This is a genomic window from Lysobacter sp. M2-1 (genome assembly GCF_022662495.1).
GTDB lineage: Bacteria > Pseudomonadota > Gammaproteobacteria > Xanthomonadales > Xanthomonadaceae > JAKPBU01.
In genome coordinates this window covers 118,495-138,404 of sequence record NZ_JAKPBU010000001.1, presented here as the reverse complement: position 1 = coordinate 138,404, position 19,910 = coordinate 118,495, and the positions used below count along the sequence as shown (strand labels likewise).

The 19,910-nt window shown below is 67.6% G+C and carries 16 protein-coding genes and 1 riboswitch; of the genes, 7 read left to right on the top strand and 9 right to left on the bottom strand.

The window, feature by feature from the left end; translation table 11 throughout:
• Window positions 1-190: 190 nt before the first annotated feature.
• Window positions 191-706 (bottom strand): O-acetyl-ADP-ribose deacetylase, encoded by a 516-nt coding sequence (locus MC375_RS00560; RefSeq protein WP_242101341.1) that lies wholly within the window; start codon window positions 704-706, stop codon window positions 191-193.
• Window positions 707-792: 86 nt separating this feature from the next.
• Between MC375_RS00560 and MC375_RS00555 the strand changes: the two genes are divergently transcribed.
• The gene (locus MC375_RS00555) at window positions 793-1,254 is read left to right on the top strand and encodes a hypothetical protein (RefSeq protein WP_242101340.1); all 462 of its coding nucleotides are present in this window, start codon (window positions 793-795) and stop codon (window positions 1,252-1,254) included.
• A gap of 31 nt (window positions 1,255-1,285) precedes the next feature.
• Here MC375_RS00555 and cysK read toward each other — a convergent pair whose 3' ends face one another.
• Window positions 1,286-2,245 (bottom strand): cysteine synthase A, encoded by a 960-nt coding sequence (gene cysK / locus MC375_RS00550; protein WP_242101339.1) that lies wholly within the window; start codon window positions 2,243-2,245, stop codon window positions 1,286-1,288.
• A 188-nt stretch (window positions 2,246-2,433) separates the two neighbouring features.
• Between cysK and MC375_RS00545 the strand changes: the two genes are divergently transcribed.
• From MC375_RS00545 to MC375_RS00530, 4 genes are all read left to right on the top strand, one after another.
• Complete coding sequence (locus tag MC375_RS00545; protein WP_242101338.1) at window positions 2,434-3,555, top strand: efflux RND transporter periplasmic adaptor subunit; 1,122 nt, start codon at window positions 2,434-2,436, stop codon at window positions 3,553-3,555.
• Between the two features lie 9 nt (window positions 3,556-3,564).
• Window positions 3,565-6,762, top strand: coding sequence for an efflux RND transporter permease subunit (locus MC375_RS00540; protein ID WP_242101337.1), 3,198 nt, complete (start codon window positions 3,565-3,567; stop codon window positions 6,760-6,762).
• Window positions 6,755-7,309, top strand: coding sequence for a GNAT family N-acetyltransferase (locus tag MC375_RS00535; RefSeq protein ID WP_242101336.1), 555 nt, complete (start codon window positions 6,755-6,757; stop codon window positions 7,307-7,309). Before MC375_RS00540 ends, MC375_RS00535 begins: the two co-directional genes overlap by 8 nt.
• A gap of 82 nt (window positions 7,310-7,391) precedes the next feature.
• Entirely contained in the window at window positions 7,392-9,068 is a 1,677-nt protein-coding gene (locus MC375_RS00530) for a hypothetical protein (RefSeq protein WP_242101335.1), read from the top strand.
• A 9-nt stretch (window positions 9,069-9,077) separates the two neighbouring features.
• Here MC375_RS00530 and MC375_RS00525 read toward each other — a convergent pair whose 3' ends face one another.
• The 4 genes from MC375_RS00525 to MC375_RS00510 all read right to left on the bottom strand — a co-directional run bounded on the left by MC375_RS00525 (window position 9,078) and on the right by MC375_RS00510 (window position 12,057).
• Complete coding sequence (locus tag MC375_RS00525; protein ID WP_242101334.1) at window positions 9,078-10,490, bottom strand: M28 family peptidase; 1,413 nt, start codon at window positions 10,488-10,490, stop codon at window positions 9,078-9,080.
• An 89-nt stretch (window positions 10,491-10,579) separates the two neighbouring features.
• Window positions 10,580-10,981, bottom strand: a complete 402-nt coding sequence (gene mscL / locus MC375_RS00520; protein ID WP_242101333.1) for a large-conductance mechanosensitive channel protein MscL — start codon at window positions 10,979-10,981, stop codon at window positions 10,580-10,582.
• A 47-nt stretch (window positions 10,982-11,028) separates the two neighbouring features.
• Window positions 11,029-11,757 (bottom strand): fumarylacetoacetate hydrolase family protein, encoded by a 729-nt coding sequence (locus MC375_RS00515; protein WP_242101332.1) that lies wholly within the window; start codon window positions 11,755-11,757, stop codon window positions 11,029-11,031.
• 6 nt (window positions 11,758-11,763) lie between these two features.
• Window positions 11,764-12,057 (bottom strand): hypothetical protein, encoded by a 294-nt coding sequence (locus MC375_RS00510; RefSeq protein ID WP_242101331.1) that lies wholly within the window; start codon window positions 12,055-12,057, stop codon window positions 11,764-11,766.
• Between the two features lie 87 nt (window positions 12,058-12,144).
• On the opposite strand from MC375_RS00510, the gene MC375_RS00505 reads away from it, so the two are divergent.
• Entirely contained in the window at window positions 12,145-12,504 is a 360-nt protein-coding gene (locus tag MC375_RS00505; RefSeq protein ID WP_242101330.1) for a Rieske 2Fe-2S domain-containing protein, read from the top strand.
• 56 nt (window positions 12,505-12,560) lie between these two features.
• Here the strand turns inward: MC375_RS00505 and MC375_RS00500 are convergent, their stop codons facing one another.
• From MC375_RS00500 to MC375_RS00490, 3 genes are read right to left on the bottom strand one after another with little or no spacing between them, the layout of a single operon-like run.
• Window positions 12,561-14,426: an SLC13 family permease gene (locus tag MC375_RS00500; RefSeq protein ID WP_242101329.1), complete on the bottom strand. Its 1,866-nt coding sequence runs from the start codon at window positions 14,424-14,426 to the stop codon at window positions 12,561-12,563.
• Window positions 14,426-15,298, bottom strand: a complete 873-nt coding sequence (gene trmB, locus MC375_RS00495; protein WP_242101328.1) for a tRNA (guanosine(46)-N7)-methyltransferase TrmB — start codon at window positions 15,296-15,298, stop codon at window positions 14,426-14,428. Before trmB ends, MC375_RS00500 begins: the two co-directional genes overlap by 1 nt.
• Before the next feature lie 42 nt (window positions 15,299-15,340).
• Window positions 15,341-16,144, bottom strand: a complete 804-nt coding sequence (locus MC375_RS00490; RefSeq protein WP_242101327.1) for a thiazole synthase — start codon at window positions 16,142-16,144, stop codon at window positions 15,341-15,343.
• A gap of 240 nt (window positions 16,145-16,384) precedes the next feature.
• A riboswitch (cyclic di-GMP riboswitch) is annotated at window positions 16,385-16,461 on the top strand.
• 49 nt (window positions 16,462-16,510) lie between these two features.
• On the opposite strand from MC375_RS00490, the gene MC375_RS00485 reads away from it, so the two are divergent.
• Complete coding sequence (locus MC375_RS00485; RefSeq protein ID WP_242101326.1) at window positions 16,511-19,879, top strand: hypothetical protein; 3,369 nt, start codon at window positions 16,511-16,513, stop codon at window positions 19,877-19,879.
• Window positions 19,880-19,910: the final 31 nt, after the last annotated feature.

Genomic DNA, 19,910 nt, shown 5'->3' with positions numbered 1-19,910 from the left:
TTGCTCGCGACTGCGTTTGACTTGGGCGCGAAAGGCAATCGCGGCCAAGGCCGCTCCCACATAATGTCAACTCCCAGCAGCTGAGTGTCTATGGCAGGAACAGTCCTGCTGCGAATGCGCGCGCGAATGTCGGACCGTAATCGCGGGCAAGCCCACTCCCACACGAGTGCGCGTTAACGACAGCGCCTGGTCAGGCGGCGAGCTCGCGCTGGTAGCGATCGGCCATGGTCGCGTCAAAGCAGCAGAAGATCAGCTGCAGCGGTCGCGGCCCGGCCCAATGCCGCGCTTCCTGCACCGCGACCGCGACCGCGGCCTCGGGTGGATACCCGTAAATGCCGCAGCTGATCGCAGGGAAGGCGATCGAGACGATGCCGCTGTCTCCGGCCAGCCGCAGGCTGTTGCGATAGCAGGCCGCCAGTTGCCGCGGCTCGCCGTCGCCACCGCCCCGCCAGACCGGGCCGACGGTGTGGATCACGTGCCGCGCGCTTAGCGCGAAGCCGGCGGTGATGCGCGCCTCGCCGGTCGGGCAGCGCACCCCGGATGCGGTTTCGGGCAGCGCGCGGCAGGCCGCCAGCAGTCCCGGTCCCGCCGCGCGGTGGATCGCGCCGTCCACGCCACCGCCGCCGAGCAGGGTGGCGTTGGCGGCATTGACGATGGCATCCACTTCGAGCGTGGTGATGTCGGCGATCTGCACCTGGATCCGCATGGCGCGAGCATGGCGCCAGGGAGGTTGGGGCCGCGTGCACAGCGTCGGCGTATGCTGCAGGCTTCTCCGCGTTTACGGAGCCGCACATGACGTCCGCAAACCCGCTCCCTGGCCAGGTGGTTGCCGCGCTGATGCGCGGCGACCGTATCCAGGCCGTGCGGCTGCTGCGCGAAGTCGGCGGGCAAGGGTTGAAGGAGACCCTTGCGGCGGTGGAGGCCTGGTCCGCGCAACAAACCGGAGGAGGTCCGAAAGCCGACCTGCACGCGATGCGCGCGGCCCTGCACAAGGGCAAGGTGATCGACACGCTCAGGCAATTGCGCGAAGCCAATCCCGCGATGGATCTCCGGCCCGCGAAGGCGGCCGTCGACGCGATGCGCCACGGCGCAGCGGCGCAGACCGCGGCCGATGCCGTGCGTCACCGCTCGGTATCAGCTACGGCAACGCGCCCGCCCACCGTTACCGAGGGCGATCATGGCGGTTACGCGATCGTGCTGCTCGCACTCGCAGCGGCGCTCGCGGCGCTGGTGTGGTGGTTCGTGTCGGCTTGAGCGCCCGCTTTCAACGCCCTGGCGCCGCTGGCTAAGGCAGGCCAGCCAGCCAGTCGTCGTCGGAGCCTTCGTTGACGCCTTCGAACAGCGGCGTGGAGAAGTAGCGTTCGCCGGTATCGGGCAGCATCGCGAGGATCACGTCGCCGTCCCGCGCCTGCGCCGCCACCCGCAAGGCGGCCGCCACCGTCGCGCCGGCGGAGATGCCGACGAAGATCCCTTCCTCCGCCGCCAGCCGCTTCGACGTGGCGATGGCGTCGGCATCCTCGATCGACAACACCTGCGCGGCGGCGTCGCGGTTGAGCACGGCCGGCACGAAATCCGGCGTCCAGCCCTGGATCTTGTGCGGCGACCAGTCCTTGCCCTGCAGCAGCGGTGCGGCGGCGGGCTCGCAGGTGGTCACTTTCACTTCCGGCCGCGCGACCTTGAGCACTTCGCCCACCCCGGTGAGCGTACCGCCGGTGCCCCAGCCGGTGACGAAATGATCGAGCCGTTGCCCGGCGAAGTCGCGCAGGATCTCCGCCGCGGTGGTCTGACGGTGGTAGGCGGGGTTGGCCGGATTCTCGAACTGACGCGCGAGGAACCAGCCGTGCTGCTTCGCCAGCTCCTCGGCCCTGCGCACCATGCCGCTGCCGCGCTCGGCGGCAGGGGTGAGGATCACCTTGGCGCCATAGGCGCGCATCAGCTTGCGGCGTTCGATCGAGAAGGTCTCGGCCATGGTCGCCACGAACTTGTAACCGCGCGCGGCGCAGACCATCGCCAATGCGACACCGGTATTGCCGGAAGTCGCTTCCACCACCGTGTCGCCGGGCTTGAGCAGGCCCTTGGATTCGGCATCGAGGATGATCGCCAGCGCCAGCCGGTCCTTGACCGAGCCGCCGGGATTGAAGGATTCGACCTTCGCGTACATCGTCACGCCCGGCGGGGCGATGCGATTCAGGCGGACCACGGGCGTGCGGCCGATGGTGTCGAGGATGCTGTCGTAGATGGCCATGGTCGGCTCCGTTGGGGGACGGACATTCAGACGCGTTGCAGCGCCGTTACAGGCCAGAGTGCCGCGTAACGCGCGCGCGCGCCAGCGGTTGACCGCAATGCCGCGTTCCACGGGCAGGTCGGATGGCATACGTCCCGTCCACGGGCGGCCGCTAGAATCCCGGGATTCACTCACGCCGTGCGCTGCACATGCCCGTTTTCCGAGTCCGCCGCACGTTGCTCCTGCCCGTTGCGGCCGCGGCCCTGCTGTCCCTGGGCGCCTGTGGCGACCGCGCTGCCGGCGCGCAAGAACAGCGCGCGGACCGCGATCGCCCGATTCCGGTCGTAGTGGAAACCGTGCGCGAGCAGCCGTGGATCGACAGCCTGCGCGCGCTGGGCACCGTGCAGGCCCGTGAATCGGTCACGCTCACGGCCAAGGTGAGCGAAACCGTGCAGCAGGTGCATTTCGAGAGCGGCCAGGAAGTCAGGCGCGGCGCGCCGCTGATCACCCTCAGCGGCCAGCAGCAATTCGCGGCGCTCGCTTCGGCCGAGGCTGCGGCCAAGGAAGCCGAGCAGCTGTATCAGCGCCAGAGCCAGCTGGCCCGGCAGCAGCTGATCGCGCGCGCCTCCCTGGATACCCAGCGCGCCATGCGCGATGCAGCGCGCGCGCAGGTGGCGGAGATCCGCGCCAATCTGTCCGATCGGGTGATCCGCGCGCCGTTCGGTGGCGTACTCGGCATCCGCCAGGTCAGCCCCGGCGCGCTGGTGACGCCGGGCACGGTGATCGCCACGCTCGACGACGTATCGCGCGTATACGTGGACTTTCCGGTACCGGAAACCGAGCTGGCAGGGGTCGCGCCCGGACAGGCGTTGGCCGGACGCAGCGGCACCTATGGCGAGCGCGAGTTCGACGGCACGGTGAACACCGTCTCCGCGCGCCTGGACGCCGGCTCGCGCGCCGCCATCGTGCGCGGTGATTTCGCCAACCCCGATCACGCGCTCAAGCCGGGCATGCTGGTCGAGGTGCGTCTGGCCCGCGGCCAGCGACCGGCGCTGGTGGTGCCCGAGATCGCCGTCCAGCAGCTCGGCAGCGAGACCTTCGTCTGGCGGGTCAAGGCCGACAGCACCGTCGAGAAGGCGGACGTCGTAGTGGGCGGGCGCATTCCCGGCAAGGTGATGCTGCGCGAAGGAGTGAAGGCGGGCGACCGCATCGTGACCGAAGGCGTGGGCAAACTGCAGGCCGGCGCAAAGATCGCGGCAGGTGCGCCGGCCGCTGCCGCCGCGAATGGACTCCAGACCGCGACACGGCCCGCCGGCAGCGCGGCGCGGTAGGGCGCGCGGATGAAGCTGTCGGACCTGTCGATCAAGCGGCCCGTGCTGGCCGTGGTGATGAGCCTGCTGCTGATCGTGCTGGGCATCATGTCGTTCCTGCGCCTGACCCTGCGCGAGTTGCCGGCGATCGATCCGCCGATCGTGTCGGTGCAGGTCGATTACCCCGGCGCGTCGGCAAGCGTGGTCGAGACCCGGATCACGCAGACGCTCGAGGACGCGCTTTCGGGCATCGAGGGCATCAACACCATCGACTCCAGCAGCCAGAACGGCAGCTCCCGGATCAGCATCGAATTCCTGGCTTCGCGCGATATCGAAGGCGCTGCCAACGACGTGCGCAACGCGGTCAGCCGGGTCGCCGACCGGATGCCGGAAGAAGCCGATCCGCCCGAGATCAGCAAGGTCGAGAGCGATTCGGACCCGATCATCTGGTTCAACCTGCGCTCCTCGACCATGGATACGCTGCAGCTATCCGACTACGCCCAGCGCTACCTGGTCGACCGGTTCTCCAGCCTGCAGGGCGTGGCCCAGGTCCGCGTGGGCGGCAGCCAGCGCTACGCGATGCGGATCTGGCTCGACGGCGATGCGATGGCGGCGCGCGGGCTGACCAATGCCGATGTCGAACAGGCCCTGCGCGCGGAAAACGTGGAACTGGGCGCCGGCCGGATCGAGTCCGCCGACCGCGACTTCATCCTGCGCGTGGCCCGCGACTACGCCAGCGCCGAGCAGTTCGCGCAGATGCCCGTCGCCAAGGGCGCGGACGGTTACATCGTCAGGCTCGGCGACGTGGCGCGGGTGGCGCTGGAATCGTCCGAACGCCGCGCCTACTACCGCAGCAACGGCGAGCCCGCGATCGGCATCGGCGTCGTCAAGACCTCCACCGCCAACAGCCTGGAGGTGGCAGAGGAAGCGAAGGCGGAAGCCGAGCGTATCGGGTCGAGCCTGCCGGAGGGCACCGGCATTTACGTCGCCTTCGACACCACCACCTTCATTTCTGCCTCGGTCGAGCGCGTCTACGAGACGCTGATCGAGGCGATCGTCCTGGTCCTGATCGTGATCTGGCTGTTCCTGGGCAGCGTGCGTGCGGCGCTGATCCCGGCGGTGACGGTGCCGGTGTGCCTGATCGCATCGTTCATCGCGCTCTACGCCTTCGGTTTCTCGATCAACCTGCTGACCCTGCTGGCGCTGGTGTTGTGCATCGGCCTGGTGGTGGACGATGCGATCGTGGTGGTGGAGAACATCCAGCGCCGGGTCGACCTGGGCGAGCCGCCGCTGGTTGCCGCGCGCCGCGGCACCGCGCAGGTGGCGTTCGCGGTGCTGGCGACCACCGCAGTGCTGATCGCGGTGTTCCTGCCGGTGGGATTCCTGCAGGGCAACACCGGGCGCCTGTTCCGCGAGCTGTCTGTCGCGCTGGCGGCGGCGGTGGCGATCTCCGCGTTCGTGGCGCTGACCCTGACCCCGATGATGGCGTCGAAGCTGTTGCGCCCGCATACCGGCCCGCACGCGGTCAAGGAGAACCGCGCCAGCGCCTGGTTGAATGCGCGCTTCATGCGCGTGGCCACCGGCTATCGCGGCGTGCTCGACCGCAACGTGCACCGCACCTGGCTGTTCGGCGGATTGATGATCGCTGCGCTGGTGGCATTGGTGCTGTTGTTCCGGATGCTGCCCAGCGAGCTGGCGCCGGCCGAGGACCGGGGCTCGTTCCAGCTGTCGATGGAAGGCCCCGAGGGCGCCGGCTTTGATTACACCGTCCGGCAGATGCAGCAGGTCGAGAAGATCCTGGCCGGCGAAGTCGGCGAGGACAAGCCGATCGTGCGCGCCAACCCGCGCGTGCCCGGGAGCTTCGGCGTCAGCGAGGAAATGCATACCGGCCGCGCTAGCATCTTCCTTGCCGATTGGGACAAGCGTGAGCAGAGCACGGCTGAAGTCGCCGCGGAACTGGAGAAGAAGTTCGCCGGCCTGACCGGCGTGCGCGTGCGCACCCAGGTCGGCGGTGGTCTGGTGCGCACCCGCGGCCAGCCGTTCCAGATGGTGTTGGGTGGGCCCGATTACGCCGAACTGGCGCAGTGGCGCGACATCATGCTGGCGAGGATGGAGGCCAACCCCGGGTTCGTGGGCCCGGACTCCGACTACAAGGAAACCCGGCCGCAGATGCGGGTGGTGATCGACAAGGCGCGCGCCGCCGACCTGCGCGTGTCGGCGACCGCGATCGGCACCGCGCTGGAAACCATGATGGGCGGGCGCCGGGTGACCACCTTCGTCGACAACGGCGAGGAATACGACGTGATGCTGCAGGCCGAACGCAGTGGCCGCGCGTCGGTTGCCGACCTGGACGCGCTGCAGGTCCGGGCCGGCAGCGCCAGTACCAGCACCGGTGCCGGCGCCACCGCGGGCACCACCGGCACCGCATCCGGAACGACGCGGGCCCTGGTGCCGCTGTCGAACCTGGTCACGCTGCGTGAGATCGCCGAGCCGGGCACCTACAACCGCTTCAACCGGCTGCGTTCGATCACCCTGAGTGCGCGCCTGGCCGAAGGCTATCCGCTGGGCGAGGCGGTCGCATGGGCGCAGGAAACCGCGCGCACCAATCTGCCCGACTACGCCCAGATCAGCTGGAAGGGCGAGTCGCGCGAGCTGCAGCAGTCCGGGAGCGAGGTGCTGATCACCTTCGCGCTGGCGCTGCTGATCGTGTACCTGGCGCTCGCGGCGCAGTTCGAGAGCTTCCTGCATCCGCTGGTGATCATGCTGACGGTACCGCTGGGCGTGCTCGGTGCGCTGATCGGCCTGGCGGTCACCGGCGGCACGATGAACCTGTTTTCGCAGATCGGCATCGTGATGCTGGTGGGCCTGGCGGCGAAGAACGGCATCCTGATCGTGGAATTCGCCAATCAGCTGCGCGATGAAGGCCGCAGCATCCACGAGGCGATCATCGAATCGTGCGCGGTGCGCCTGCGTCCGATCCTGATGACCTCGATCGCGACCATCATGGGCGCGCTGCCGCTGGTGATCTTCGGCGGTCCGGGTTCGGCCAGCCGCGCCACCATCGGCATCGTGGTGGTCTTCGGCGTGGCGTTTTCCACCCTGCTGTCGTTGTTCGTGGTACCGGCCTTCTACGCGTTGCTGGCGAAGTACACGCACTCGCCCGAGGCGCTGGCGCACGAGCTGGAGCAGCTGGAACAGCGCACGCCACCGGTTTCGGGCCATGCCTGACCCCGCGGACGAGCGCTTCGCCGCGGAGCTGCGCGGCAGCGGGTTTAGATTGCGCCGCTGGCGCAGCGACGACCTGGAAGCGCTGCTGCGCCACGCCGACGACGCCGAGGTCGAACGCGGCCTGAGCGACCGGTTTCCTCATCCCTACACGCGTGCCGACGGCGAGGCGTTTCTGGCCGGCAGGGTGGTCGACCTGCGCAATCCCGTGTTCGCGATCGAGGTCCACGGCGAGGCCTGTGGCGGGATCGGCGTGCGCCCGCTCGAGGGCGAGCGCCGCATCGGCGCCGAACTCGGCTACTGGATCGGGCGGCGCCACTGGGGTCACGGACTCATGACCCGGGTCGTTGGGATGTTCGCGCCATGGGCGATGGAAGAGCTGGCCCTGGAACGGCTGCAAGCGACCGTGCTCGACTCCAACCCCGCATCGGCGCGGGTGCTGGAGAAGAACGGCTTCGTGGAAGAAGGTCTGCTGCGCCGCGCGGTGACCAAGCATGGCCACGTGCACGACTTGCGGATGTTCGCCATGGTCCGCCAACGGCTGTCCTGACGGAGCCCTGCCGGGACTGCGGGCGGCACACTGTCCGCGGAAACGTGGACAATACTGTCTGGAAGCGTTCGAGCAGACCGTCATGTCAGGGATCGACGTGCCAAGAACACGGACAGGCATTGCGATCCGGGCCGCGCTTGCCGCGAGCTGGGGCCTCGCAATCCTTTACGTTGCGGTTGCATTGGCAGCGATGTGGCACGCACCTCGGGTGCCCTATGCGGATGGCTGGGGCTTCCTGGGTCATTTCGCCTCCAAGCCTGTCGTACGGGAGATTCTCAGGGAGGACAACGGGCACCATGAGGTTCTGCCGCACGCCGTGCGCATGTTCGAACTGCGCGTATTCGATGCCCAGCAGTGGCTGCAGGTGGGCGTTGGAATCGGTCTGCTTTTGGCCACGCTGGCGTGCGTCTGGAGCGTTCTTCGTGTGATATCAGCGCCAGATCGGCGTGCCGCTGCCATGCTCGTCGCCGTGCTTGGGCTCTGTTGGCTGGGCAACATCCGTACGTTGGGCCATGCCAATGAGACCGTCCATGCTTATCTGGTGACGCTATGCGTCACGCTTGGGATCGCGATGCTGGGATCTCGGGGCGGAGAACCGCCAAGCGTGCGCGCAACCGCGACCGCAGCGTTACTTGGCGTGATCGCCGCCTTCAGCTTCAGCAGCGGCCTGGCGGCGTTTGTCGCCTTACTCGTCGTCGCTTTGCTGCTGCGCGCGCGAGCAATCGTCCACCTTGTTCTCGGCTTGACACTCGCCGGCACGATCATACTGCGACGCTGGAGCAACGCCGGCATAGAGACGGCCATGCTGCAGTTCGCACCTTTATCCCAGCTCGATCTCCTGCTGAGATGGCTCGCAGGCCCTTTGGTCTACGCAATCTGGCCCGTGACCGATCCCGCGCTGGCGGCGCACGTGCCAACGACCCCGTTGCGTACGCTGGCCGAATGGATGGCGAGGACCTGGCATGAGGCTTTCGGTCCGGTCATGCTCGCGCGGTGGCCGCATTTGCTCGTTGGTGTTCTCGGAATCTGCTGGTTGGCGTCGGTCACTTGGCGCGCGCGCCTCGGAACGTCGCGCCCGGGCATGCTGGGCCTCGGTATGGCGTGGTTCGCCTTGGCGGTCGGTGGCATGGTCGCGGTAGGGCGACTGCACTATTTCGACCTGCATCCCGACCAGTTGCTCGCCCAGCGTTACCTGGTCTGGTCCAGCTTGTTCTGGGCGGGCCTGGCAATTGCGACGCTTGCGAATGCGCCCCGACCACGAAACGTGATTCTCGTCGTGCTCGTCATCGCCGCAGGCCTCCTGCCAAGCCAGTTCTGGATGTGGCGGCACGGCGAGTCCATGCGTGAGGTCGCGAACACCACATCTGTTGCCGTTGCGGTTGGCGTAGTGGATCCAACGCTCGAACTGGGCGAGACCGCGCCGAGCGAACTTATCCATGTGCTGCCGGCGATCCAGGGTGCCGGTGCAGCGATGTTTGCCTGGCCGGAAACGGCATTGCTAGGCAGTTCGATCTATTCATCTCGCCGACATTCGGTACCTATCGCCGGCGTGTCGATCGATCCTGTCATGAACCTGTTGGGACCGCCCGGTCGCCGCGTGCGCTTCCATGCGGCATCCGACGAGGCAAGGTTGGTTCTGGTCGACGCCGATGGCGTCGCCCGCGGCATTGCGATCCCAGACCCGGAGGCAGGCGGCTGGCTGGGATGGATGCGGGGTGCGGAGCAAGGCGGGCCGGTGCGGGCGTTCTCGCTACGCTGAATCCAGTGCTCATTCCTCCGGCGGCGTGACCGGCTTGGCTTCGCTGCCGAATCCGCCGTCCGCTTCGGCCGCAAGAAAGGCGAATACGGTGTAGGCCGCCGCGTTCTGCGCCAGCGCTTCGGGATCGATCTTGTCGAGCGTGTCGTCGGGGGTGTGGTGCAGGTCGAAGTACTCGGTGCCGTCCTGTCGTAGCGATGCCCAGGCCACGCCGAGCGCCGCGCTGGGGCCGGCGTCGGAGCCAGGGCCGCCTTCGCCCGGGGTGTAGGCGATGCCCAGCGGCGCCAGCGCTTCGGCGATCTGTTCCGACGCCCGTTGTGCGGGCCCTTCCTTGGCGCTGCTGGTGTTGAACGCGTAGATGCGCCCGGCACCGAAGTCGCTCTCGGCGATGATCTGGTTGCTGGCGATGCTCTGTGCCTGCGACTTCGCGTAGACCTCGCCGCCGTGCAGGCCCTGTTCCTCGTTGGCATAGGCGATCACGCGGATCGTGCGCAGCGGCTTGTCCTTGCGCTGGCCGATGAGATGGCCCGCCGCCATGGTGATGCCGATGCCCGCGGCATCGTCGATCGCGCCGGTGCCCTGATCCCAGGAATCCAGGTGCCCGCCGATCACCACGACCTCGTCCTTGCGCTTGCCCGTGATCTCGCCGATGACGTTGTGCGAGGTGTACTCGCCGTCCCAGCCGCAATCGAGCGCGACGCGCACGCGCGTGGCACCGCGCGCGACCAGCCGCGAGAGCTGTGCCGCGTCCGGCACCGACAACGCCGCGGCGGGGATCGGCTGCAGACCTTCTTCGAAGCGGGTGATGCCGGTGTGCGCGACGCGATGCGAATCGGTGCCGGCCGAGCGCATCAGGAATGCACTGGCGCCGGCGCGCACGGCGGCCGAAGGACCGCTGCCGCGCACGCGGCTGCCGGTGCCGTAGCCGCGGCCATCGCGCGCCCGCTCCATCGCGAAATCAACGAACGCGATCTTGCCGGCGAGCGAACCGGCCGGCGCGGCCTGCAGTGCTTCGAGCGAATCGAAGCGCACCACGTCGCCCTCGACGGTGCCGCCCGGGCTGCCGCCCAGCGCAGCCAGTATCAATGGCTGCGCGTACGCGCCCAGCACCTCGCCGTGTTCGCTGCGCCGCTCCCATTTCGGGAAGGTCACCGGCTGGGTCCAGACCTTGTCGTAGCCCAGCGCCTCGAACTTGCGCCGGGCCCATTCCACGGCGCGCGCATCGGCCTCGCTGCCGGCCAGGCGCGGACCGATCTCGGTGGTCAGCGATTCGGTCACCTTCCACGCGGTGTCGTCGGCCAGCGCCTGTTCGCGCAGCTGCGATGCGGCCTGCAGCGCTGCGTCGGGAATGGTGGTTTGCCCGGGCGTCTGCGCGAGGGCGGGCGAGGCAACAAACAGGGCAAGCAGCAACGGCGCAAGACGCATGGGGGTTCCTTCGGCGCAAAAAGGCGAAGCCGCGAGCGTAGCAGCCCGCGGCTACGCGCCTGCTGTGCAGGAAGTCCTGCGCGCGACGATTACTGCTTCAGCGAATCGCGGATCTCGCGCAGCAGCAGCACTTCTTCAGCCGGTGCTGCCGCTGCCGCCGGCGTGCGCATGCGGTTGTAGGCCTTGAGCACCAGGAAGATGACGAAGCCGATGATCAGGAAATCGACCACGGTCTGGATCAGGAGGCCGTAGCGGATCGCCGACTCGGCCGCGGTTTCCTTGCCGGATGCGTCCAGCTGGGCCGGCGCAATCACGTACTTCCAGTCGGAAACGCTCACGCCCCCGGTCAGCAGCCCGATCAGCGGCATGATGATGCCATCGACCAGCGCGGTGACGATCTTGCCGAAGGCCGCGCCGATCACGACGCCGACGGCGAGATCCATGACATTGCCCTTGGCGATGAATTCCTTGAATTCGCTGACCATGCCCATCGCAACGTTCTCCCGGGGGACGCCGCAGATCGCGGCCGGATCGTAGCCTACAGCAGCTGTGGACGGCCCACGATGCGTCCTTCGAGCGCGACGACATCGCCCAGGCGGGCGATGAAGACATCGCCTGGCTGCAATGCCGCGACTCCAGCCGGCGTACCCATGAACACGAGGTCGCCTGCACGCAGCGCATAGAGTCTGGACAGTTCGTGCAGGATGTCGGGCACGTCCCAGATCAGGTCGGACAGGCTGCCGTGCTGGCGACGCGCGCCGTTGACCTCGAGCGTGATCGACAACGTAGCGAGCGCGGGCATATCGTCTTTTGCAACCAGTTCGCTGACCGGCGCGGAATGGTCGAAGGCCTTGCCGGTATCCCAGGGCAATCCCTTGGCCTTTGCGGCCGCCTGCAGATCGCGACGGGTCAGGTCCAGGCCGATGCCGTAGCCGAAGACCAGCGCAGCCGCATCGCCCGCATCGAGCACGCCCGCAGGCGCATCGTTTCCGATGGCCACGACCAGTTCCACTTCATGATGCAGATCAGCCGTGCCGGGCGGGTAGGGCACCACGCCGTCGACGACCAGGGCGTCGGCTGGCTTGAGGAAAAACACCGGTTGCCCGCGGTCGGCCTTCGAAGCCGGCGCGCTGGCGCCCATCTCCCTTGCGTGATCGGCGAAGTTGCGACCGACGCAGTAGATGCGGTGCACGGGGAAAGTGGCGCCACCCCGCACCGCCACGCGGGGCAGCGGTAGCGCCGGGACGACATCCCGGTCGGCGGACACGCGGGCTCAGCGACCCGAAGGCAGAGCGGTCTTGCCGACCACGCGATACTCGGCCTCGACCGCGCGTGAGTCGCGTGCGGGCCGGGCGATCGGCTGGCCGCGCGTGCGCAGCAGCCGCAGCAGTAGGCCGCCGGCAAGCATCGCCACACCGACAAACAGGCCGATCACCACCAGCACTGCAAGCAGCGCCAGGCCGACCAGGCCGACGGCGATCCGCAGCAGCGGATGGCGTGGCTTGCGGGGGGCGAACAGATTGCGCACGGCATCGACGTGCTCGGGACGGAGGCGATGGGCAAACATGGCGGGGGCGGTGCCACAATCGGCGCAGGGCCGGGATGCGCAGTATCCGGCTGCGACCCGCGCCGAATGTAAGGAGTTCGTTAACCGATGGCCGGATCGTGTCCGCTGGCAATGCTGGACAGGCTGCAGGACGGCGCCCTGCTCGAAGTCGAAGCGGTGCTCGGGGGCGACGCCGAATCGCTGATCCTGCACCGGCGCGGCGACGCCGTGCGCGCCTGGCTCAACGTCTGCCCGCACGCCGGGCGCCGCCTGAACTGGGCGCCGGGGCAATTCCTGCTCAGCCGGGACGGTCTGCTGGTGTGCGCGGCGCATGGCGCATCGTTCGAGCTTGAGCAGGGCAGTTGCGTCGCCGGCCCCTGCCGCGGCGACGCCTTGCGCGCGGTGCCGGTCGAAGTGCACGACGGCCAGGTCTGGCTGGGCGGGCCCGCACCAGGGTCGGAACCGTAGCGCGGGCTGTGCCGCCTCAACAGGTCGGCTGCTGCCGGCATCGCCCACCGCGCTACCTACGAAAACAGCCGCAACCACCATTGCGAGAACAGCATGTTGACCATCACCACGACCACGGCGGTGTAGATCAGCGAGAGCGGCCCGCCGACGCGCCAGAGTTCGCGCGCGGAATAGTTGGCTGGGCCGGCGACCATCGAGATCACGGGATTGGACTGGGTCATGAAGTTGTTGGACGCCGACAGCGCCACGATCAGCGCGAACGCGGTGGGGTTCGCGTCCGCCGCCAGCGCCAGGTTGATCGCCAGCGGCACCATCACGATGGTGGCGCCCACATGGCTGATCACCAGCGAGAACGCGGTCGTCAGCAGGCCAACGGCGAGCTGCAGGATCCAGTCCGGCAGGCCCTGCGGCAAACGCTCGATGGTGTGGCCCGCGACCCAGGCCGCGGCGCCGCTGGAATCCATCGCCCAACCCAGCGGGATCAGGCAGGCCATCAGGAACACGGTTTTCCAGTTGATCGCCGCGTAGGCCTCGTCCATCTTCAGCACGCCGGTGACCAGCATCCCGGCCACCCCGGTCATCAGCGCGACCGAGGCGGGGATCCGCGAGGACAGCGCGAGGAGCATGGTGATCGCGAAGATGGTCATCGCGATCTTGAATTTGTGCGGACGCTGCTCGCCCTTCGGATAATCGGTGACTACCACGAAATCCCGGCTGGCCGCGGTCCGCGCCAGATCCTGCCAGATGCTGTGCAGTACCAGCATGTCGCCCGCGCGCAGTTTGGTATTGCGCACGTCATCGCGCAGCACTTCCTTGTCGCGGTTGATCGCCAGCAGGCTGATGCCGTGCTTTTTGCGCAGCTCGAGTTCGCCCGGGGTCTTGCCGATGAAGGTGGACGTGGGTGGCACCACCGCCTCGGAAATGCCGGCCCGGCTCGGGTTGAACAGGTCGCCGAACTCGCGCAGCCGTGAATTGAGCTTGAGGAAGTGATTCTGGGCGAAATCCAGCGCCTGCTGGCGCGAGCCCATGGCGCCGATCACGCTGCCCACCCAGATGCGGCTGTCGGCGGGCGGTGCCAGACGCGACTCGTTGCCGGTCTTGAGCGCCAGCAGCAGCGGCGCGCCGTGTAGCGCCTCGGCCTCGCCCATCGACATGCCCACCAGCGGGCTGTCGGCGGTCACCGTCAGCTCGAACACGTCGCCTTCGATGCCATAGGACTTGGCGAAATAGCTCTGGGTCCGCGCCGGGGTCACGCCGCCATCGCTGCCGTCCTCGGCCAACAACTTCTCGCCGAAGAAATGGAAGTAGGCCAGCGATGCCAGCAGCAGGGCCACGCCGATCGGCAGCGGCGCGAACATGTTCATCGGCTCCAGCGTGGCCACGCCCGAGGGCAGGTTGGCATTGGCCGATACCAGCAGGTCGTTGAGCAGGATCAGCGGCGAATTGCCGACCATGGTCAGCCCGCCGCCCATCAGGATCGCCGCCGCGATCGGCATCAGCAGGCGCGAGAGCGGCAGGCCGGTACGCGAAGACAGGCGCGAGGCGACGGGCAGGTACAGCGCCATCACCGAAGGGTTCTGCATCATCGAAGAGTTGAGCCCGGCGATGGCGCTGGTGAACAGCAGCAGCCGCTGCTCCACGCCCTTGGCGCGCCGCAGCAGCCACGCGGCCAGGCGATTGAGCGCACCCGTGCGATCCAGCCCCGTGCCCAGGATCATCGTCGCGATGACGCTCATCACCGCGTTGCCCGAGAAGCCGTTGAACAGGTCCTCGGCGCCGACCAGGCCGGTCAGGCCCAACAGCACCAGCACCACCAGCGCGACCAGGTCGGGGCGCACGCGCTCGAACAGGAACATCACCATCGTCAGCGCCACCAGCCCGAGCACGAGCTTCATGTCGCTGGTGAGGATGAGGGTGTCCATCAGGCGGCGGGATTCGGGATTCGGGATTCGGGATTGGTGAAGACGGATGATCCGACACGGTCAGGACTTTCCGGATCCCGAATCCCCAATCCCGAATCCCGGATGTAAAGCAGGTCCCATACCCCGTGCCCCAGACGCTGGCCGCGGCTTTCGAAATGGGTCTGCGGCCGCCAGGGGGGGCGCGGCACGTGTCCACGCGGGCCGGCGATGTTGCGCAGGCCGGGGGTCGCATCGAGCACGTCCCACATCTGCTCGGCGTAGTCCTGCCAGTCGGTTGCCAGGTGCAGGCGACCGCCGGGGCGCAGCTTGCGGGCGAGCAGGGCGGCGAATGCCGGGTTCACGAGCCTGCGCTTGTTGTGGCGCTTCTTGTGCCACGGATCGGGGAAGTAGATCCGGATCTCGTCGAGTCCGCTTGAAGCCGGCCCGCTTGCATCCGCCCCGCTTGCATCCGCGGAGCCGTCGGCAAATTCGTGGGTCAGCACCTCGACCGCGTCGTGGTGGTAGATCCGCACGTGGTCGCTGCCGTCCTCTGCCAAGGCATTGAGCAGGCGTCCGACACCCGGGGCGTGCACTTCGATGCCGATGTAGTCGCGTTCGCGATCGTGCTGCGCGGCAAAACGCAGCGCCTCGCCGTTACCGAAGCCGATTTCCAGCACGCGCTGCGCGTGACGCCCGAACACGGCGTCGAAATCGCGCGCGACGCCGGTGTAGTCCAGGCCGAAGCGCGGCCACAGCGCATCGAAAGCCCGTTGCTGGGCCGGCGTGAAGCGACCCTGTCGCAGCACGAAACTCCGGATCCGGCGCTCGCCCGGCGTGGCGGTGAAGGGCTTGGGTGGTGCCTTGGCGCCCAGGCTGGAGAACGGGTCGGTCATCGCCGGGAGCGGTTCAACTGCATGCCATCGGCTTCCACGACATCACCCGATCATGCCATCGACCGGCGAGGAAGCGCTGGCGTAGCGCTTGCGCGGAATGCGCCCGGCCAGGTACGCATCGCGCCCGGCTTCCACGGCCAGCCGCATCGCGCGTGCCATGCGCACCGGATCCTTCGCGCCGGCGATGGCGGTGTTCATCAGCACGCCGTCGCAGCCCAGTTCCATCGCGATCGCCGCGTCCGAGGCGGTGCCGACGCCGGCGTCGACCAGGATCGGTACTTTCGCGTTCTCGATGATCTCGAGCAGGTTGTAGCGGTTCTGGATGCCTAGGCCCGAGCCGATCGGCGCGGCCAGCGGCATCACCGCCACGCAGCCGATTTCCTCGAGTCGCTTGGCCAGGATCGGGTCGTCGCTGGTATAGACCATCACCTGGAAGCCGTCGGCGACCAGTTGTTCGGCGGCCTTGAGCGTCTGCACGACGTCCGGGAAAAGTGTTCTCTGATCACCCAGGACCTCGAGCTTGGTCAGGGCATGGCCGTCGAGCAGTTCGCGCGCGAGCCGGCAGGTCCGGACCGCGTCCTCGGCGGTGTAGCAGCCGGCCGTGTTGGGCAGGATCGTGTACCGGTCGGGCGGCAGCACGTCGAGCAGGTTCGGCTCGCCCGGATTCTGGCCGATGTTGGTGCGGCGGATCGCGACGGTCACGATCTGGGCGCCGGCAGCCTCGGTCGCGGCACGGGTTTCGTTCAGGTCACGGAACTTGCCGGTGCCCGTCAACAGGCGCGAGACATAGGATTTTCCGGCGATGTGCAGCAGGTCCGCCGGGTCAGGTTGCGCCGCTTCATTCATGCACGAATCTTAACAGTGCCGCCGGTCGCCGAAATGTGGCCTGCCATCGGTGCGGGCGCGGAAAGCGTACAAAAGCTGGCCGGTTGCCGGGGCGAATGACGTCGGGCCATGTGAGCGAACTGTCTGCGGACCACGGTCCGCTGGTGGAACGCCCGACGCATCAGCGCTCGCGGCGGCCAGGCAGGCCAACGGCACCAGCCGATTCATCCCAGGGACCGCCCGTCGGCGCGTCGAACTGGGTCTCGTCCAGAGCACACCCGGCGTGAGCCGGGGCCGCAAAGCCAACGGGTGCCGTCAGGCACGGCCGGGCCGCCGAGGGGCGTACATCGGGCGTCGTCAGACGCCTCGATCGACGGGAGAACTTCAATGCGTTCGAATTGGCGAAAGACCGCCCTATGGGCGGCGTTCGGCGTTGCCGCACTCGGCGGCGCCGTAGCCGCCGTGGGCGACATCGGGCCGGACGTGGATCCGGTCTACTTCGCGTTGCCGCTGCAGCCGGAAACCGGTAACCCGGTGGAATGCACCGCGGGAGGCGCGCAGACGCTCGGCCTTGGTTATCCCATCGGTGTGCGCCTCGACGACAAGGGCGTGGGCGTGTGGGACATCTATCTTCCCCTGTCGGGCACGGGCACCGGCGTGGCCGTGGCGCATGGAGGCCCCGCTCCGGGCGGCGCGCTCGCTTTCGCCGGCACCATCACGGTGACCGACGTGGTGGGCGACAGCAATTCGATCAACTTCACCTCGACCTTCGGTGTCAACGGGGTCATCGTCAAGGCCGGCAGCGGCGGCGACAAGCAGACCGCCAGCGTCTATGCCTATGTGCGTCCGCCGAACGTGGCCTCGCTGCAGGCGCTGGGCTGGCCCAATCCGGAAAACGAGTACACCGGACCCGCGGACGAGGACGATGACCTCGATTCGCCGACCAACATCACCCAGGGCATCAGCCATGTCGACTTCTGCATCGACCCGCAGCCCACCGTCACCAAGTCGGCGGACCTGAGCTGGAAGCGCTGGCAGGATTGGCAGCTGGTCAAGACCGTCAACGGGCAGCCGTCGGTGAGCTTCGACCTGGATGTGGGCGAGAACGCCGCGGTGCAGTACGACGTGGTCGCAACCCCGATCAATCAGGGCAAGCGCTTCCGGGTGGAAGGCGACATCGTGGTGTCCGACCCGCTCGAGCGTGGCTACGCCCTGGCGGCGGTCACCGACACGCTGACTGTCGATGGCAACGTATTCGTCGCCACCCTGGCCGACGACGGCCCGTTCAGCGTGTTCGATTGCGATCCGGTAAGCGATGCGACCAGCGCGATCTACCACTGCGAGTACGCCATCGAGCTGGAGAGCGCGGCATATCCGGGCATCGCCGCGGGCGATACCGTGGTCAACGAGGTCGAGGTCACGCTCAGCTTCAACGGCGCCGACACCGTCCTGTCGTACACCACACCAGGCAAGGTCTTCGCGGCGGCTCCCAATGCCAGCTACGGCGACACGCTTGCGGTGGACGACGACCTGCTCGGTGCCAACCCCGACCATACGTTCCCGACCGATGGTCCGTGGAGCTATCCGATGAATGTCGCGTGCCCGGTCCCGGGCGACAACCAGCGCGTCAACACCGTGCTCGGTACCTACAGCAGCGCGACCGGCCCGAAGATGGTGTCCGACAGCGCCGCGGTCAACTGGCGCTGCTTCGCCCTGCCGACGGTGGACAAGACCGCCAAGGGCAAGGCGACGCGCAAGTACACGTGGGATATGACCAAGGTGGTCACGCCTACGGCCGTGAGCCTGTTCGATGGCGACAGCCACGCACTCAGCTATACCGTGGAAGCCACGCGCAGTGCAGCCGACAACAGCGTGACCGTGTCCGGTGTGATCACCATCCGCGATGCCGCCGAACGCGCATTCCTGGCGCCGGTGGTGAGCGACGTGGTGAGCTTCGGTGCCGCGCAGTTCCCGGCGACCGTCGGTGCGTGTGCGGCCGACAACGTGGCCGGCGACGGGGTCGTGTTCAAGTGCCCCTACTCGGTGACCATCGATCCGGAGGCCTATCCCAACGTCGCCTTCGACAACGGCTCCAACCATGTCGAAGTGCAACTGACCAAGGCCGACAGCAGCAAGACCTATCCGCTGTCGTTCGACCAGGCCTTTACGGTTGCGGCACCGGTGGTGACCGGCGACACCCTGACCGTGGACGACACCATGGCCGGCCAGCACGTGTTCGCCGATTCGGGCACATGGAACTACCCCGGCACGGCGACCTGCGACCCGGCAAAGAAGGCCGAGTACGGCTTCAAGATCGACAATACCGCCACCGGCACCTATGGCAACGCAACGCCGATCGTTCGCAGCGCGAGCGTCGACGTGCAATGCCACACGGTGATCCTCAAGAAGGCGGCCAAGACCAGCTTCAAGCGCGACTACGACTGGAGCGCGGACAAGAAGGTCGTGGTGGATCTGGCCGACGCGCGGGTGCAGAGCCCGGGCACCTGCCTGGCAGCGCCGATCAGCGACGGCAGCCCGTACAACGGCTTCGCGCTATGCAACAACGCGGTGCTCACGCTGGAACCGACCGGTTTCTACGACACGGTCTATCGGCTGCAGGCCACGCGCACGGTGCAGAGCGAAAGCGACTTCCGGGTGTACGGTGACATCCAGGCCACATGGATGGCGGGCGCGCCAACACCGGTGTTCTCGCCGGCAGTGCCGTCGGATACGCTGCATTTCAGCGATGCGACGACGCAGGCGGTCGTGCCGACCTGCACCACCATGGCGGCCACTTCGCTGACCTGCCGTTACAGCGCGGCGGTGACCGACAAGACGGGTGGATACAACCTGGCGAAGTTGAACCGGCCGCGGCAGTGCTACACCGCTGCTGGCGTGCCGAGCGCGTGCAACGGGACGTCGATCTACACGTCCAACCAGGCGGCGTTCAATTTCAACGGGACGCCCACCGAGACCGACGCGTGCGCCACCATGAAGGATCTGTTCAACGACAGCGCGCTGGGGCTCAACCTGGGTGCGGGCTTCGGCTGGACGGTGGCCAGCAACATCTGCGCCACGACCACCCGCTACGTGACCGGGACGGTCACCAACGGAGTCATCGTCCTGGGCAGCCTGGACATCCACGCCAGCTGGATCAAGCCGGCGCAGGTGGCCGACATGACCTGTCGCTTCCAGGTGCCGAACGAGTTGTTCGTCGACTTCGCCAACGACCAGCAGAAGCACGATCTGGCGATGATCAGCGTCAACGTGCCCAAGCTGTGCAAGCTGCCGGGTTGCACCTACACGCAGGGGTACTGGAAGACCCACGTGAAGTACGCGCCCAAGCCCCAGTTCGCCAGGAAGCGCGACAAGACCTGGGACCTGATCGACGGAGCGGGCGCGTTGAACGAGAACGCACCCTTCATCGACGCGACCTACAACAGCGGTTACAGCTACATCCAGGTCATGTGGACTCCGCCGAAGGGCAACGCCTACTACCTGCTGGCGCACCAGTACATCGCGGCGAAGCTCAACACGCTCGCGGGTGCGGGGACGACCGCGCAGGTGGCATCGGCGATCACCCAGGCCGAAGCCATGTTCCGGGCGCATATCAACCCGAATGACGCCTGGTGGAGCAATGCGACCAATCGCAGCAACGCGATCGCGCTGGCCGGGATCCTCGGTAGCTACAACGAGGGCAAGACCGGTCCGGGCCATTGCTCGGTGTCGCCGGCCAGCATCATCGCCGGCCGCTGACAGCCCATTGAATGCTTTCGAACCCCGGCCG